This window comes from Bacillus sp. EE-W1, from assembly GCF_009760835.1.
GTDB classification, from domain to species: domain Bacteria; phylum Bacillota; class Bacilli; order Bacillales; family Bacillaceae_G; genus Bacillus_A; species Bacillus_A wiedmannii.
This window is the reverse complement of record NZ_WIPE01000074.1, coordinates 270,745-285,870: the sequence shown is the minus strand read 5'-3', so window position 1 is coordinate 285,870 and position 15,126 is coordinate 270,745. Positions and strand designations below refer to the sequence as shown.

General features: G+C 35.6%; 16 protein-coding genes and 2 pseudogenes. 11 read left to right on the top strand and 7 right to left on the bottom strand.

All coding sequences use genetic code 11. The features are described 5' to 3' along the window. Positions 1-190: 190 nt before the first annotated feature. Positions 191-1,057 (top strand): hypothetical protein, encoded by an 867-nt coding sequence (locus tag GFJ36_RS20670; RefSeq protein WP_046956446.1) that lies wholly within the window; start codon positions 191-193, stop codon positions 1,055-1,057. A gap of 83 nt (positions 1,058-1,140) precedes the next feature. Next, positions 1,141-1,806 (top strand): potassium channel family protein, encoded by a 666-nt coding sequence (locus GFJ36_RS20665; protein ID WP_000504032.1) that lies wholly within the window; start codon positions 1,141-1,143, stop codon positions 1,804-1,806. Between the two features lie 38 nt (positions 1,807-1,844). Here GFJ36_RS20665 and rnjA read toward each other — a convergent pair whose 3' ends face one another. Beyond that, complete coding sequence (gene rnjA, locus GFJ36_RS20660) at positions 1,845-3,512, bottom strand: ribonuclease J1 (protein ID WP_000670370.1); 1,668 nt, start codon at positions 3,510-3,512, stop codon at positions 1,845-1,847. Between the two features lie 4 nt (positions 3,513-3,516). Further along, positions 3,517-3,729 carry a DNA-dependent RNA polymerase subunit epsilon gene (locus GFJ36_RS20655; protein WP_048546139.1) on the bottom strand — a complete coding sequence of 71 codons (213 nt, stop codon included), beginning with the start codon at positions 3,727-3,729 and terminating at the stop codon, positions 3,517-3,519. Between the two features lie 547 nt (positions 3,730-4,276). On the opposite strand from GFJ36_RS20655, the gene GFJ36_RS20650 reads away from it, so the two are divergent. Next, a complete protein-coding gene (locus GFJ36_RS20650; protein WP_157349729.1) occupies positions 4,277-5,050 on the top strand; it encodes a Cof-type HAD-IIB family hydrolase in 774 nt (257 codons plus the stop codon). Between the two features lie 60 nt (positions 5,051-5,110). On the opposite strand, the gene def is transcribed toward GFJ36_RS20650, so the two are convergent. Both def and GFJ36_RS20640 read right to left on the bottom strand, forming a co-directional pair. Next, positions 5,111-5,665: a peptide deformylase gene (def, locus tag GFJ36_RS20645; RefSeq protein ID WP_076539891.1), complete on the bottom strand. Its 555-nt coding sequence runs from the start codon at positions 5,663-5,665 to the stop codon at positions 5,111-5,113. 165 nt (positions 5,666-5,830) lie between these two features. Continuing rightward, positions 5,831-5,977 carry a YjcZ family sporulation protein gene (locus GFJ36_RS20640; RefSeq protein ID WP_000274561.1) on the bottom strand — a complete coding sequence of 49 codons (147 nt, stop codon included), beginning with the start codon at positions 5,975-5,977 and terminating at the stop codon, positions 5,831-5,833. A 513-nt stretch (positions 5,978-6,490) separates the two neighbouring features. Here GFJ36_RS20640 and pdhA point away from each other — a divergent pair. The 4 genes from pdhA to lpdA all read left to right on the top strand — a co-directional run bounded on the left by pdhA (position 6,491) and on the right by lpdA (position 11,388). Beyond that, a complete protein-coding gene (pdhA, locus tag GFJ36_RS20635; protein WP_000536893.1) occupies positions 6,491-7,606 on the top strand; it encodes a pyruvate dehydrogenase E1 component subunit alpha in 1,116 nt (371 codons plus the stop codon). A 3-nt stretch (positions 7,607-7,609) separates the two neighbouring features. Then, positions 7,610-8,587, top strand: coding sequence for a pyruvate dehydrogenase complex E1 component subunit beta (pdhB, locus tag GFJ36_RS20630; RefSeq protein WP_000068162.1), 978 nt, complete (start codon positions 7,610-7,612; stop codon positions 8,585-8,587). 93 nt (positions 8,588-8,680) lie between these two features. Continuing rightward, the gene (pdhC, locus tag GFJ36_RS20625) at positions 8,681-9,970 is read left to right on the top strand and encodes a pyruvate dehydrogenase complex dihydrolipoyllysine-residue acetyltransferase (RefSeq protein WP_000863412.1); all 1,290 of its coding nucleotides are present in this window, start codon (positions 8,681-8,683) and stop codon (positions 9,968-9,970) included. Between the two features lie 5 nt (positions 9,971-9,975). After that, positions 9,976-11,388, top strand: coding sequence for a dihydrolipoyl dehydrogenase (lpdA, locus tag GFJ36_RS20620; protein WP_000260106.1), 1,413 nt, complete (start codon positions 9,976-9,978; stop codon positions 11,386-11,388). A 40-nt stretch (positions 11,389-11,428) separates the two neighbouring features. On the opposite strand, the pseudogene GFJ36_RS20615 reads toward lpdA, so the two are convergent. Further along, a pseudogene (locus GFJ36_RS20615) lies at positions 11,429-12,084 on the bottom strand (DHHW family protein); the annotation flags it as partial. 29 nt (positions 12,085-12,113) lie between these two features. Then, a pseudogene (locus GFJ36_RS20610) lies at positions 12,114-13,277 on the bottom strand (MBOAT family O-acyltransferase). 246 nt (positions 13,278-13,523) lie between these two features. Between GFJ36_RS20610 and GFJ36_RS20605 the strand changes: the two are divergent. Continuing rightward, positions 13,524-13,751 (top strand): hypothetical protein, encoded by a 228-nt coding sequence (locus GFJ36_RS20605; protein ID WP_048546134.1) that lies wholly within the window; start codon positions 13,524-13,526, stop codon positions 13,749-13,751. Position 13,752: 1 nt separating this feature from the next. On the opposite strand, the gene GFJ36_RS20600 is transcribed toward GFJ36_RS20605, so the two are convergent. Then, complete coding sequence (locus tag GFJ36_RS20600) at positions 13,753-14,145, bottom strand: DUF1885 family protein (protein ID WP_001163318.1); 393 nt, start codon at positions 14,143-14,145, stop codon at positions 13,753-13,755. A 127-nt stretch (positions 14,146-14,272) separates the two neighbouring features. Between GFJ36_RS20600 and GFJ36_RS20595 the strand changes: the two genes are divergently transcribed. The 3 genes from GFJ36_RS20595 to GFJ36_RS20585 all read left to right on the top strand — a co-directional run bounded on the left by GFJ36_RS20595 (position 14,273) and on the right by GFJ36_RS20585 (position 15,080). Continuing rightward, positions 14,273-14,569, top strand: a complete 297-nt coding sequence (locus GFJ36_RS20595) for a DUF3055 domain-containing protein (RefSeq protein ID WP_088064496.1) — start codon at positions 14,273-14,275, stop codon at positions 14,567-14,569. Positions 14,570-14,763: 194 nt separating this feature from the next. Further along, complete coding sequence (locus GFJ36_RS20590; RefSeq protein WP_000536778.1) at positions 14,764-14,892, top strand: GapA-binding peptide SR1P; 129 nt, start codon at positions 14,764-14,766, stop codon at positions 14,890-14,892. A 59-nt stretch (positions 14,893-14,951) separates the two neighbouring features. After that, the gene (locus GFJ36_RS20585; RefSeq protein WP_000536801.1) at positions 14,952-15,080 is read left to right on the top strand and encodes a GapA-binding peptide SR1P; all 129 of its coding nucleotides are present in this window, start codon (positions 14,952-14,954) and stop codon (positions 15,078-15,080) included. Positions 15,081-15,126 lie beyond the last annotated feature (46 nt).

Genomic DNA, 15,126 nt, shown 5'->3' with positions numbered 1-15,126 from the left:
TTCATATTTGTTTTGGATACACATGGGCATACAAATGGATAAAGTAATGAGCAGCGGTTTTGAGCCGCTGCTCATTATTCATTATCGCTTATTGAGAAGATGATTAGTTAACTAGCTTATATATGTTTACATTTCGTGTAGAAAGTGTGTAAAATCAAGGTGAAACATAGAAAAAAGGGTGGGGAATTACGTGCAAATTAGCAGTGCAATGTTGTGTTTCGTCTTATATGCGTATGTTATTATTGCGGCGGTGTATTTTGGGATAAGTTTTTATGCCTACCGTTTAGTAGATAATCACGAATATGACGAAACATATAAATGGGTGAAAAGATATTTATCACCTGTATTAGAAATTATGAATGGGTTTGTGCTCTTTTTATTTATTGGATTAATTGCTTTCTCGACGAGTTTAGTAGGGAATAAAACGACATTATTTGTACTAGGTATCATTATTTTTATGTTGTTAGGGATACGGATTGGTAACACAGTGTTTTGGAATGAAAGAAAAGTAGATGGTTGGACTGGAATGTTAATCCCGTGTATGTTAGCGGCTATCGTGACAAACATAGAGCATGAGTATTATCAATTACATTTTTGGCTTATTATCGTTTTAACAATTCTTTCAGTTTTGTACATAAGTACGGTAGTACTCACATACATTGCACATGAAAAAGGTGATGTTAAAGGAACACGCTTCTTTAGAGGGCGAGCATTATTTTGGAGTGTGCCAACGATGGCTGTTATAGGAATTATTGCGATATTAGTAAATGGATATCAATTTACTAATTGGCAACTGTTTTTAGAAAATTGGTGGATTTTCATTATTTCGTTTATCGCTTTTTTAGGTGCAACACATTATTTATTCCATCAACATCATTATATATTGGCATTGCTATTCGCATTTACACAACTATTATTTGCTTTCTTCGGACAAGAAACGTTATTATTCGTTTTTGAAACATTTAGTTCATTTGGAAATATATTTGTATTTGGTATGTTAATTTTCAGTATCGCATTTTATTTACAACAGTATTTTTATATGCAAAAACAAAAATAAGAATGATATACAGGTTTTTGTAGCAAATCTAAAGTATGTTACAATAAAAATACATAGTATTCGATGTTATTGGAGGAATTCCTGTGGGTGAAAAAGAGAAAGAATTTGCTGTCATTGGCCTTGGACGTTTTGGTGGAAGCATTTGCCGAGAACTCGCTCAATTAGGTATGGAAGTAATGGCAATTGATTCAGATGAAGATAAAATTAATGAGTTTGCAAATATAGCTTCACATGCTGTAATTGCAGATTCAACAGATGAGATGGTATTAAAAAGTCTTGGTATTCGTAATTTTGATCATGTAGTCGTTGCTATTGGAGACAATTTAAATTCAAGTATTTTAACAACATTAATTTTAAAAGAGTTAGGTGTAAAAAATATTACTGTAAAAGCTCAAAATGATTACCATGAAAAAGTGTTAAGTAAAATAGGGGCAGATCACATTGTGCACCCCGAGCGTGATATGGGAAAAAGGATTGCTAATAATATTGCATCAAGTAATGTATTAGACTATCTTGAGCTTTCAGATGAGCATAGTATTGTAGAGATTATTGCAAATAAAAAAATTGATGGTCATTCTTTAATCGAATTAGATATTCGTGCGAAGTTTGGATTGAATATTGTAGCGATTAAACGTGGTAAAGAAGTTATTGTATCTCCTCGAGCTACGGAAAATATTCAAGCGGGAGATATATTAATTGTAATTGGTCATGACGATGAAGTAGATCGTTTTAAACACTTTTTAAGATAAGAGAAAAGGACAATACCATGAAGGTATTGTCCTTTTTCTTATATTTCCATAATGATTGGTAAAATCATTGGGCGACGTTTCGTTTTCTCATATAGGAATGGTGCTAATGTATCTGTAATTTCATTTTTAATTTCAGACCATTGTGTTGTTTTACGCTCCATTACTTTTTCTAAATGAGTTGTAATTAATGTTTGAGCATCATTAATTAAATCACTACTTTCGCGCATATACACAAAACCACGTGAGATAATATCAGGTCCTGCTGCAACTTTAAACTCTTTCATATCAATGCTTACAACTACAATAACAAGTCCTTCTTCAGAAAGAATACGACGATCGCGTAACACGATATTACCGATATCTCCAATACCATTTCCGTCAATATAGACAGATCCAGATGGTATTTTACCAGCTACGCTTGCTTCATCAGAACGAAGAGCAAGAACATCTCCATTATCCATGATGAAACAGTTTTCTTCTGGAATACCACAATCGTTTGCTAACTTCATATGCATACGTTGCATGCGGTATTCACCATGAATTGGCATGAAATACTTCGGTTTAATTAGACGAAGCATTAGTTTTTGTTCTTCTTGTCCACCGTGTCCACTCGTATGAATGTTTGACAGTTTTCCGTGGATTACATCAGCACCAGCACGATACAACATGTTAATTGTACGGCTTACACTAATTGTATTACCAGGGATTGGTGAAGAAGAGAAAACAACTGTGTCGCCAGGAATGATTTGAATTTGACGATGAGTACCATTAGCAATACGTGAAAGTGCTGCCATTGGCTCACCTTGACTACCTGTACATAAAATAACAACTTTATTAGCCGGTAGGCGGTTTAGTTGAGCTGTATCTATGAATGTATCCTTCGGACAGCGAATATAACCAAGGTTTTGTCCGATTTCAATCGCCGCTTCCATACTGCGACCGAACACAGCCACTTTACGATTGTTTTCAACAGCCGCTTCAACAACTTGTTGTAGACGATGGATATTTGATGCAAAGGTTGCAAAGATAATACGACCTTCTACTTTGCGGAAAATATCTTGAATACTATCACCAACACGGCGCTCAGACATTGTAAAGTTTGGAACTTCACTGTTTGTACTGTCAGATAAGAGACAAAGTACGCCGTCTTTTCCGATTTCAGCCATTTTTGTTAAGTCCGCTGGTTCACCGACTGGTGTGAAATCAAATTTGAAATCGCCAGTATGAACAACTTGTCCTTGAGGTGTTTTCACAACAACTCCGTATGAATCTGGGATACTGTGAGTTGTACGGAAGAAGGAAACAGATGTCTTTTTAAATTTAATAACATCATCTTCTTGAATTTCATAAAGTTTTGCTTTACGAAGTAATCCGTGCTCTTCTAATTTGTTTTTGATTAGTGCAATTGCTAATTTTCCGCCATAAATCGGGATGTTTACTTGACGTAATAAGTAAGGAATTCCACCGATATGATCTTCGTGACCATGTGTAATGAATAATCCTTTAATTTTATCTTCGTTTCGCACAAAATAAGTGTAATCTGGTATTACATAATCGATTCCGAGGAGTTCGTCTTCTGGAAATTTAATTCCAGCATCAATAATAATAATTTCATCTTGAAATTGAACAGCATATGTATTTTTACCGATTTCACCAAGTCCACCTAAAGCAAAAACGGCAGCTTGATCATTCTTTAGAAATTTCATATGACTATACGATTTCCGCTAATATTAAATCAGCGTTTTCTTTTTCATATTCAAGATGAGCACCAGTAACAGACTGAACGAACTCGATATTATATGCGAACTTATTTAATTTCTTACGAACATCCTTTTCAGACGTAGCCTCTAAATATAAAACTTTTGTATTTTCACGTACTGGAACCTCAGTCAATTTTACTTGATAAAATACTTTAAAAATCATTTGGAAAACCTCTCCTTGTCTATGTTTTGCATTATCTGTTACTTATTATAAAGCAAACAGTCACGATTTTCATGTTTTTTCGAATGAGAATGAAGAAAAAGCCCGAAATGGGCACAATTTAAGCGATTGTCTTTTTACGGACTAGATCTTTTAAATAACGCTTGAGCTTTTTCTTCAGCTTCTTCAGCATGATTACTCCTTCCTTTCCTTATTTAAAACATGCATATTACTAGTGAAAACTCCGTCTCTGATATAAGAAAGAAGACAAAAGTGAATGTTGAATCTTGTCCTTTCTCATACAGGGAAAGTTATTCTATAGTAACGATTAGTAGCCGTTAGTTATAGGTATAGTATGAGAAAGAATAGAAAAGAAAATTCATACGAACAAGTATCCACATTTTTTACTAATATATATATGCAGGTTTCATAAATAAGGTCAGAAAGTGAACGCTTTCTTCACAGATGTTTAATATGTTATACTTTTTTTTAGAATTTGAAAAGCGATAATCAAAATAGGAATATAGAGTAACAGAAAGGATTTTGACAAATGAATGATAAAATTGTCTTTTTTGATATTGATGGAACATTATTAGATCATGATAAGAAGATTCTGCAATCTACACGAGATGCAGTAAGACATTTACAAGAGAAAGGTGTGCATGTAGCAATTGCGACAGGACGTGCGCCATTTATGTTTGAAGATATTCGTGAGGAACTCAATATACATAATTATGTTAGCTTTAATGGACAGTACGTTGTATTTGAAGATGAGGTAATATTTAATAACCCGTTACATCCAGCTGCCTTACATAAGTTTACTCAGTTTGCAAAACAAGAAGGATATCCACTTGTATATCTTGATCATCAAGAAATGAGAGCATCGGTGGAATATCATGATTATGTGAAGGAAGGTTTTGGAAGCTTAAATTTTGAGCATCCGGCATATGAACCTGATTTCTATGAGAAACGTAATATTTATCAAACACTTCTTTTCTGTGAAGTGAATGAAGAAGAAAAGTTTATTAATCATTATCCAGACTTTCATTTTATTCGCTGGCATGCATATTCAATGGATATTATTCCGAATGGTGGTTCGAAGGCAAAAGGAATTGAGAAATTCATTGAAAAATTAGGATTTAACCGTGAACAAGTGTATGCATTTGGAGATGGTTTAAATGATTTAGAAATGATCGAAGCAGTTGGGACAGGTATTGTGATGGGTAATGGTCATGAAGACTTGAAAAAACTTGCAAATCACGTGACAAAGGATGTTAGTGAAGACGGCATATATCATGGATTAAAATGGGCTGGATTGCTATAAGTGAATATGGAACCCATTTCATATAAAAAAAGGCGGAAGATTAACTTCCGCCTTTTTTTATTATCGCTCTAAAGGTTTTGAATCGTCAGGAGCAGCAAATGGATTTTCTTTATTAATGTGATCATAGAACATAACACCATTTAAATGGTCAATCTCATGCTGAAATACGATTGCTGGTAAACCTTTTAAACGTAATTTTACTTCTTCGCCGTTGATAGATGTTGCTTTCACTGTAATTCTTGTGTAACGAGGGACATAACCAGGTACTTCGCGGTCTACTGATAGACAGCCTTCTCCACTTTGTAAATATGTACGTTCAACAGAATGACTAATGATTTTTGGGTTGAATAATGCATGACTATATAACGTACCGTCCGTATCAGTTACATGAACCGCAATCATTTTCTTCGAAATACCGATTTGTGGAGCCGCTAATCCGATTCCAGGGCGCAAACTATATTTTTCAGCCATTTCAGGATCTTGGCTATTTATTACAAATTCAATCATTTCTTTAAGGGTAGTTGTATCTTCTTCGCTCGCCGGCATTGATACCTCTTCTGCAACGTTTCGCAAAATAGAATCTCCTTCGCGAATTACATCTTTCATTGTAAGCATATGTAATCTCTCCTTTCTTCTTTAGTCTACCAAAGGAGGTGGAAAAAGTCATCGACAAGTAGGGAAGCACTTTGGAAAGTGTTTTACTATAGAATATTTATGTATGTAATAAAAAGAAAAGACGGCAAAGCCGTCTGTTTCTTTCCATAGTTGTTTCATTTTACATTAGCGAATGCAAGCAGCACCAACGATAATTAAAAGAATAAACAACACAACGATTAAGGCGAAGCCGCGTCCAGACCCGCCACAAGAACCGCCATAACCGTAGGATGGATTTGAACAAGTTGGATAGCAATATGAGTATCCGTACATGAGATGACCTCCTTTATCATTTCCCGCTAACACTGCGGTTACTATAATGTATGGAGGGAAGGATAGAAATGTATGGGTAATTACCTATAAAAGGAAGAAGAGTTTGTATATTTTTGCTAAGAAGAGAGAAAAACTAAAGAGAATTAAATCGTTTACATATTATTCTAAGAGAAAAAATAAGTTGAAAAGGGAATAATATAACAGTAGGTTAATGCTTACTAATACAGATGTGAAAAATAAAAACACGTTTGTGTAGAAGAAACCTGCAGATTATTTATAAAAAAACGTATCCAAAGTAATTGACATCGTAATTAGAATAGTTGTAAACTAAAAAACGTGATCAAGATTGTATTAATATGTTTCTGAAAAAACATTAGTACAGATTGTTAGGTACACAAAATTATTCTCAACCGACAGATAAATTTGTTGGTTTACATTGTTGCGTTTTCAGTCTAGCTAATAGATAGTGAAAGCGTTTCAGAATATGGTTCAAGAGAGGAAGAGGTGAACGGAATGGGTACTAAAACAAAAAAGACCCTATTTAATGTTGATGAGCAAATGAAAGCTATCGCAGCTCAATTTGAGACATTACAAATTTTAAATGAAAAAGGCGAAGTTGTGAATGAAGCGGCTATGCCTGAATTATCTGATGATCAATTAAAAGAATTAATGCGCCGTATGGTGTATACTCGCGTACTAGATCAACGTTCTATTTCTTTAAACCGTCAAGGACGTTTAGGTTTCTACGCACCAACAGCTGGACAAGAGGCTTCTCAATTAGCAAGTCATTTCGCACTTGAAGCAGAAGATTTCATCTTACCAGGATATCGTGATGTGCCACAATTAGTATGGCACGGTTTACCATTATACCAAGCATTCTTATTCTCTCGTGGACATTTCATGGGTAACCAAATGCCTGAGAATGTAAATGCACTTGCTCCACAAATCATTATCGGTGCGCAAATCATCCAAACTGCTGGTGTTGCGTTAGGTATGAAACTACGTGGGAAAAAATCTGTTGCAATTACTTACACTGGTGACGGTGGTGCTTCACAAGGTGACTTCTACGAAGGTATGAACTTTGCGGGTGCATTCAAAGCTCCAGCAATCTTCGTTGTACAAAACAACCGTTATGCAATCTCTACTCCAGTAGAAAAGCAATCTGCAGCTAAAACTGTAGCACAAAAAGCAGTAGCAGCAGGTATTTACGGAATTCAAGTAGACGGTATGGATCCATTAGCTGTATACGCAGCAACTGCTTTCGCTCGTGAGCGTGCAGTAAACGGAGAAGGCCCTACTTTAATCGAGACTTTAACATTCCGTTACGGTCCACATACAATGGCTGGTGATGACCCAACTCGTTACCGTACAAAAGATATCGAGAACGAATGGGAACAAAAAGATCCAATCGTACGCTTCCGTGCATTCTTAGAAAACAAAGGCCTATGGTCTCAAGAAGTTGAAGAGAAAGTAATCGAAGAAGCAAAAGAAGATATCAAACAAGCAATTGCTAAGGCTGACCAAGCTCCAAAACAAAAAGTTACTGATTTAATGGAAATCATGTACGAAAAAATGCCTTACAACTTAGCTGAACAATATGAAATTTACAAAGAAAAGGAGTCGAAGTAAGCCATGGCTCAAATGACAATGATTCAAGCAATCACTGATGCTTTACGCGTTGAAATGAAAAATGACCCTAACGTACTTGTGTTTGGTGAAGACGTTGGTGTAAACGGCGGTGTATTCCGTGCTACTGAAGGTTTACAAGCTGAATTCGGTGAAGATCGTGTAATGGATACTCCACTTGCAGAGTCTGGTATTGGTGGACTTGCAGTTGGACTTGCATTAGAAGGCTTCCGTCCAGTTCCAGAAATCCAATTCTTCGGTTTCATTTATGAAGTAATGGATTCAGTTTCTGGTCAATTAGCTCGTATGCGTTACCGTTCTGGTGGACGTTGGACTGCTCCAGTAACAATTCGTTCTCCATTCGGTGGCGGTGTTCATACTCCTGAACTACATGCTGATAGCTTAGAAGGATTAGTGGCTCAACAACCTGGTCTAAAAGTTGTTATTCCATCTACTCCATACGATGCAAAAGGTCTTTTAATCTCTGCGATTCGTGACAACGATCCAGTTATCTACTTAGAGCATATGAAATTGTACCGTTCATTCCGTCAAGATGTACCAGAAGGCGATTACACAATTGATTTAGGTAAAGCTGATATCAAACGTGAAGGTACAGATGTATCTGTTATCGCTTACGGTGCTATGGTTCATGCTGCATTAAAAGCTGCTGAAGAACTTGAAAAAGAAGGTATCTCTTTAGAGGTAGTTGACTTACGTACAGTTCAACCATTAGATATCGAAACAATCATCGCTTCTGTTGAAAAAACAGGCCGCGTAGTTGTAGTTCAAGAAGCACAAAAACAAGCTGGTATTGCAGCTAACGTTGTAGCGGAAATTAACGACCGTGCAATCTTAAACTTAGAAGCTCCAGTTGTACGTGTTGCAGCTGCTGATACAGTATTCCCATTCTCTCAAGCTGAGAGCGTATGGTTACCAAACCATAAAGATATTGTTGAAGCTGTTAACAAAGTAATGAACTTCTAATTTTTAGCTTTTCATGTGCAAAAGAAATCAGCACATGCTGGTTTCTTTTGTACATATTCCATAATAATGAAATGAATCAGGGGGCTGAATTCCGTGGCATTTGAATTTAAACTACCAGATATCGGTGAAGGTATCCACGAAGGTGAAATCGTAAAATGGTTTATTAAACCAGGCGATGAAGTAAACGAAGACGATGTACTTCTTGAAGTACAAAATGATAAAGCAGTAGTAGAAATCCCTTCTCCTGTTAAAGGTAAAGTACTTGAAGTACTTGTAGAAGAAGGAACAGTTGCAATTGTAGGAGATACATTAATTAAATTTGATGCTCCTGGATACGAAAACCTTAAATTTAAAGGTGACGATCATGATGCAGCTCCAAAAGCTGAAGAAGCAGCAGTAGAAGCTCCAGCAGCGGAAGCTACTCCAGCAGCAACTGCAGAAGTAGTAAATGAGCGCGTAATCGCTATGCCATCTGTTCGTAAATATGCTCGTGAGAACGGCGTAGACATTCATAAAGTAGCTGGTTCTGGTAAGAACGGCCGTATCGTAAAAGCTGACATCGATGCATTTGCAAATGGTGGACAAGCAGTAGCAGCAACTGAGGCTCCAGCAGCAGTAGAAGCTACTCCAGCAGCAGCGAAAGAAGAAGCACCAAAAGCACAACCAATCCCAGCTGGTGAATATCCAGAAACTCGTGAGAAAATGAGTGGTATCCGTAAAGCGATTGCTAAAGCAATGGTTAACTCTAAGCATACAGCTCCTCACGTAACATTAATGGATGAAGTAGATGTAACAGAACTTGTTGCTCACCGTAAGAAGTTCAAAGCTGTTGCAGCTGACAAAGGTATTAAATTAACTTACCTTCCATACGTTGTTAAAGCTTTAACATCTGCATTACGTGAATACCCAATGTTAAACACTTCTTTAGATGATGCTTCTCAAGAAGTAGTTCATAAACATTACTTCAACATCGGTATCGCAGCTGATACAGACAAAGGTCTATTAGTACCAGTTGTTAAAGATACAGATCGCAAGTCTATCTTCACTATTTCTAACGAGATCAATGATCTTGCTGGTAAAGCACGTGATGGTCGTTTAGCTCCGGCTGAAATGAAAGGTGCTTCTTGCACAATCACAAACATTGGTTCTGCAGGTGGACAATGGTTCACTCCAGTTATCAATCACCCAGAAGTAGCAATCCTTGGTATCGGCCGTATCGCTGAGAAGCCAGTTGTGAAAAACGGTGAAATCGTTGCAGCTCCAGTATTAGCATTATCTCTAAGCTTTGACCATCGTTTAATTGACGGCGCAACTGCTCAAAAAGCATTAAACCAAATTAAACGTCTATTGAATGACCCACAATTATTAGTAATGGAGGCGTAATAACAATGGTAGTAGGAGATTTCCCAATTGAATTAGATACAGTCGTTGTTGGTGCAGGTCCTGGTGGATACGTTGCGGCAATTCGTGCAGCACAATTAGGTCAAAAGGTAGCAATTATCGAAAAAGCTAACCTTGGTGGCGTATGCTTAAACGTTGGATGTATTCCTTCAAAAGCGTTAATCAATGCAGGTCATCGTTATGAGAATGCAATGCATTCTGATGACATGGGTATCACTGCAGAGAACGTAAAAGTTGACTTTACAAAAGTTCAAGAATGGAAAAACGGCGTAGTTAAGAAATTAACTGGCGGTGTTGAAGGCCTTCTTAAAGGTAACAAAGTTGAAATCATTCGCGGTGAAGCTTACTTCGTAGATGCTAACACATTACGCGTAATGACTGAAGATGCAGCACAAACGTATACGTTTAAAAATGCTGTTCTTGCAACTGGTTCTACACCAATCGAAATTCCAGGATTCAAATACTCTAAACGTGTTATCAACTCTACAGGTGCTTTAAGCTTACCTGAAATTCCTAAAAAACTTGTTGTAATCGGCGGCGGTTACATCGGTATGGAATTAGGAACTGCATATGCTAACTTCGGTACAGAAGTTACTGTAGTAGAAGCTGGCGACGAAATCTTAGCTGGTTTCGAAAAAGCTATGAGCTCTGTTGTTAAACGTGCTCTTCAAAAGAAAGGTAACGTAAATATCCATACAAAAGCTATGGCTAAAGGCGTTGAAGAAACAGAAACTGGCGTAAAAGTTAGCTTTGAAGTTAAAGGTGAAATCCAAACTGTAGAAGCAGATTACGTATTAGTAACTGTAGGTCGTCGTCCAAACACTCAAGAAATTGGTCTTGAGCAAGTTGGAGTTAAAATGACTGACCGCGGCATCATCGAAATCGATGAGCAATGTCGTACAAACGTATCAAACATCTATGCAATCGGTGATATCGTTCCTGGACCACCATTAGCTCACAAAGCTTCTTACGAAGGTAAAGTAGCTGTTGAAGCAATTAGTGGCCATGCATCAGCAATCGATTATATCGGAATTCCTGCAGTATGCTTCACTGATCCTGAATTAGCATCTGTTGGTTACACTAAGAAACAAGCTGAAGAAGCAGGAATGACAGTAGCTGTATCTAAGTTCCCATTCGCTGCTAACGGTCGTGCATTATCATTAAACAGCACTGACGGTTTCCTACAACTTGTAACACGTAAAGAAGATGGTCTTCTTGTAGGTGCTCAAGTTGCAGGTGCAGGCGCTTCTGATATTATCTCTGAGATTGGTTTAGCTATCGAAGCTGGAATGACAGCAGAAGATATCGCTCAAACAATCCACGCTCACCCAACATTAGGTGAGATCACAATGGAAGCAGCTGAAGTTGCTCTTGGAATGCCAATTCACATTGTAAAATAATTATAAAAAAACGTCTTCTAAATTTAGAAGACGTTTTTTTTTATTCTTTATTTTCAAATTGATACATTTTTTATTTGTACTAGTGTCATTATAAAGGAATAACACGATATCAGCATTTAGTTTTTCGAGTTCTTGTTTTACATTTTTGCTTGCCGCAAATCGTGGATCAATAAATGTTGTTTGTTCAAACTCTTGTGCAAATAAAGGATAAGTTGCATCTGCATAAGAATCTTTAATAATGACAGCATGTAGTTTGGTTTTTGCATCTGGATTTAAAATATTTATCTGTGCATAGTCTGTTTTGTAAACGAAACTATAGTCTGGTGAAAGCTTATTTTTGTCCACTGCAAAGAATTCCTTCATCGGCATTTTCATCGATTCTTCTGATTTTGGACCGAGATATACAGTGTAATTATCCCACATATTTGGGTTTTGCTTTAATTGTACATATGGGATTGTTTCAGGTGTTTCTATTAAATTATACAGTTGTTTATTCCAACTACCGATAAAGTGTCCATTCGGTTTTTCTATAGTTATTTTATAATCATCTCGATTAACAGCATTACCTTTAAATGTTTTAGATTCATTAGCAATGTGCTTCATTGTTTGCTCGTATGCATAAAATGCACCTTTCATATTCCAATGATGATCGGTCTTAAAGTATAGATCTTCTAATTGTTCATGAGTAAATTCCTTTAGTGAAATTTTTCATAGTTAGCCCTCCTTTAGAAGCGGAAGTAAATAAATGGATTGTAAGTTGCATTCGTTAAATACATCATAGTTATGATTAAGACACTCAAGTAATAAAGTGGAGATAAAATGACGACCTTTTTATTTGCTAATTGATTCTTGATCCAAGAGAAAAATGGAGCGGATGTAATAATAGCAAGTATTAAAGATTAACCAATAATTCATCACATAGAAATAACTCGTAATGTCAGTCAACGATCTATTTAATCCGAACATTGCTTGTGAAAATTTAGAACAGTAGCTAAAATTATCAGCGCGGAAGAACACCCAACCAATAATCACTAAAAACATAACGTATACGTGTTGAATCGGCCAACATAATTTTTGTAATAATTTTTCGAAACCAGCCTTTTCTAAAGCGATTAAACATCCGTAATAAATACCCCAAAATCATAAATGTCCAACTAGCTCCATGCCAAAATCCGGTTAACGCCCATACAATGAAGAGATTACGATAGATTTTCCAAGTGGATACGCTCATTGTTGCTGGATCCATCGCAAATATTTCATCGGCAATAGCTCCTAATTGATTCGCAATTAAAACCTTCTTTCCTAATCCAATGATAAAATGACGAATTCCTTCTGAAAACTTATCAGCAGTAACTGTTCTAACATGTAATTGAAAAGCGATTGTATTATATCGAACAATGGGTCCTGCTATTAATTGTGGGAAAATAGTAAAGTATAGTGCAAGGTCAAATAGATTTCGCTGAGCTTCTACTTTTTTCTTATAAATGTCAATAATATAACTCATTGCATGGAAAGTGAAAAATGAAATCCCAATTGTAAGGGGATTTTTTCTAGTACAATGTTTGTATGAAAAATGCCATTTATATTATTTACTAAGAAATTAGCGTATTTAAAATATCCGCGTATAGCAGTATTGACAACGATTGCTATAGTCAGAATAACTTTTCTATTTGTACTAGACAGTCGGTCTTTATTAAGCCATATTTCGAACCAATAGTTGATGAAAATAGAAAAAAGCATTAGGAAGACATATATTGGTTCTCCCCAAGCATAAAATAATAAACTAAATAATAGAAGAACTATGTTTTGTAATTCTTTCCGTACTGAGTAGTACACGAAAAGAATTGCAGGTAAAAAAAGCATAAGAAAAACAAATTGCTAAATACCATGTATCATTAAATCCTTTCTATCTTTTCTCTTTAAGGAGTATGCCATGCGATGAATGAATAATCTATCTTATAGGAGATATGAGAGAATGTATTGTTAAAAACGAGGAATATTCGCATTAGAATAGTTGGAGAATTTGAAAAAGAAAAATACAACGATGAATTAGGTGGGATTTGGAAAAGTCTACCTTCAAAATGTTAAGAGGGAAGAGCTGAAGCATATAATAGGAAGAAAAAGGAGGTAACGCTATGAAAATTACACTAGCTTCATTTTTTCATCTAGTTTTATGGAGTGGATTTTCAGTAGTGTTATTATTGTCAAGTCGTGATAAACTTCATTATAAAATTTTTCTTTTTCTTATATTTTTGTACTTAGCGTATGTAATAGCGTATGTCATACTAAGTGCAAGGAGAAAAGCGATGCTTCTTACTTGCACAAATAGTATGATCTTTCTAATCATTTATTTTTGTTTTTAAATTAACGCTTATAGAAATACATTGTTCTTCCATTAAATAATTGTAATTCTCCTTCTAATTTCTTCGCTAGAAAACGGCAAAATTCATTTGCTTTTCCTTTATCACCGAATGTTGCATTAGGTGGTAAAGAAATCTGAATAAAAGATTGTTCCTTTTCTATACCAACACCAACATATATGGAGTCATATCGATCGTGAGTAGCTTGTAGTTTTAATGTTGTTGCTGATGTATCTAAAATTTCATAAGGAAAAGCGGTATTTGTATAAGCGTAATTAATTTGAACACCAGTTTTGGAAGTAACTGTTTTATAGTACTGAAAAAGTTGTTTTATATCATCTGTTGAAACAGTTTGTTGATTGGATTTAGGTACAAGCGTAATAAAGGCATGTTGCATATAAGTTCCTCCTAACTTAGTAGAATACTATCATTCTACATCCTACTGAATTTTTTGACAATTAAAAGGAGTATTCCTTTTTTTGTTTAATATACTAATGAAAGGTGATGTAGAAAGGTGGAAACCGATGTTTGAAAAATTGTATGATGAGCATGAAAGTGTGAAGGTACGATTTTTGGGGTTTATGACACATGATACTCGTTATGATTTTGGTGTTATTTATACAAATATGTTTTTTGGAAAGCTGCTCATTGTTTGTATGCAAACAGGAAGGTCTACTTTACTTGGAAGAGATGATGTAGAGAATGTGCAACATATACAGGAAGTTTTTAAATTAGGGTCAGAAGAGGAAGCAGCAGAGTTAGCTCAGTTTTTTAAATTTTTAGTCCCATCTACTTCTTTGCATGCGGAATATGAAGAATAATTAATGTAAAACAGTCGTACGTATAAATATGGCTGTTTTTTTGTTCGAATATCGCATACTAATTTAAATTAAAAATATTTAATGTGTTATACTAAAAACCTATTGACGTAAAAAGTATAACATATTAAAATAAAGACAGAAAGTTAAGCGGTTACAAAAGTTTTTGGGATTATAAACTTAGGGGGAAATGAAAAATGGGAACGATCGTATGTCAAGATTGTGAAGGTACAATTGCACACTTCGAGGATGAGAAAGTAACGGTACTTTACGGGAAATGTGGATCTTGCGGATGTGATCACACAGAGCATACAAAAGCCCAATAATTGATAGGAAATGGACAGCTAAAAGTTTTTAGGACCATAAACTTAGGGGGAAATGAAAAATGGGAACAATCGTATGCCAAGTATGTGAAGGAACAATCGGACATTTTGAAGATGAAAAAACGACAGTGCTTTACGGAAAATGTGGTACAAATTGTGACTGTGCTAATAGAGACAAGGCGAAAGCTTAATTATAAATAAGTAGATTATTATTAAAACTCAGGGGGAAATGAAAAG

Bases quoted from the DNA above. Each gene is read 5' to 3' on its own strand.
- GFJ36_RS20605 (WP_048546134.1), top strand. From the start codon at position 13,524: ATGAAAATTACACTAGCTTCATTTTTTCATCTAGTTTTATGGAGTGGA.
- GFJ36_RS20590 (WP_000536778.1), top strand. From the start codon at position 14,764: ATGGGAACGATCGTATGTCAAGATTGTGAAGGTACAATTGCACACTTC.
- GFJ36_RS20585 (WP_000536801.1), top strand. From the start codon at position 14,952: ATGGGAACAATCGTATGCCAAGTATGTGAAGGAACAATCGGACATTTT.
- GFJ36_RS20595 (WP_088064496.1), top strand. From the start codon at position 14,273: ATGTTTGAAAAATTGTATGATGAGCATGAAAGTGTGAAGGTACGATTT.
- rnjA (WP_000670370.1), bottom strand. From the start codon at position 3,512: ATGAAATTTCTAAAGAATGATCAAGCTGCCGTTTTTGCTTTAGGTGGA.
- pdhA (WP_000536893.1), top strand. From the start codon at position 6,491: ATGGGTACTAAAACAAAAAAGACCCTATTTAATGTTGATGAGCAAATG.
- GFJ36_RS20655 (WP_048546139.1), bottom strand. From the start codon at position 3,729: ATGATTTTTAAAGTATTTTATCAAGTAAAATTGACTGAGGTTCCAGTA.
- pdhB (WP_000068162.1), top strand. From the start codon at position 7,610: ATGGCTCAAATGACAATGATTCAAGCAATCACTGATGCTTTACGCGTT.
- GFJ36_RS20650 (WP_157349729.1), top strand. From the start codon at position 4,277: ATGAATGATAAAATTGTCTTTTTTGATATTGATGGAACATTATTAGAT.
- def (WP_076539891.1), bottom strand. From the start codon at position 5,665: ATGCTTACAATGAAAGATGTAATTCGCGAAGGAGATTCTATTTTGCGA.
- lpdA (WP_000260106.1), top strand. From the start codon at position 9,976: ATGGTAGTAGGAGATTTCCCAATTGAATTAGATACAGTCGTTGTTGGT.
- GFJ36_RS20640 (WP_000274561.1), bottom strand. From the start codon at position 5,977: ATGTACGGATACTCATATTGCTATCCAACTTGTTCAAATCCATCCTAC.
- GFJ36_RS20600 (WP_001163318.1), bottom strand. From the start codon at position 14,145: ATGCAACATGCCTTTATTACGCTTGTACCTAAATCCAATCAACAAACT.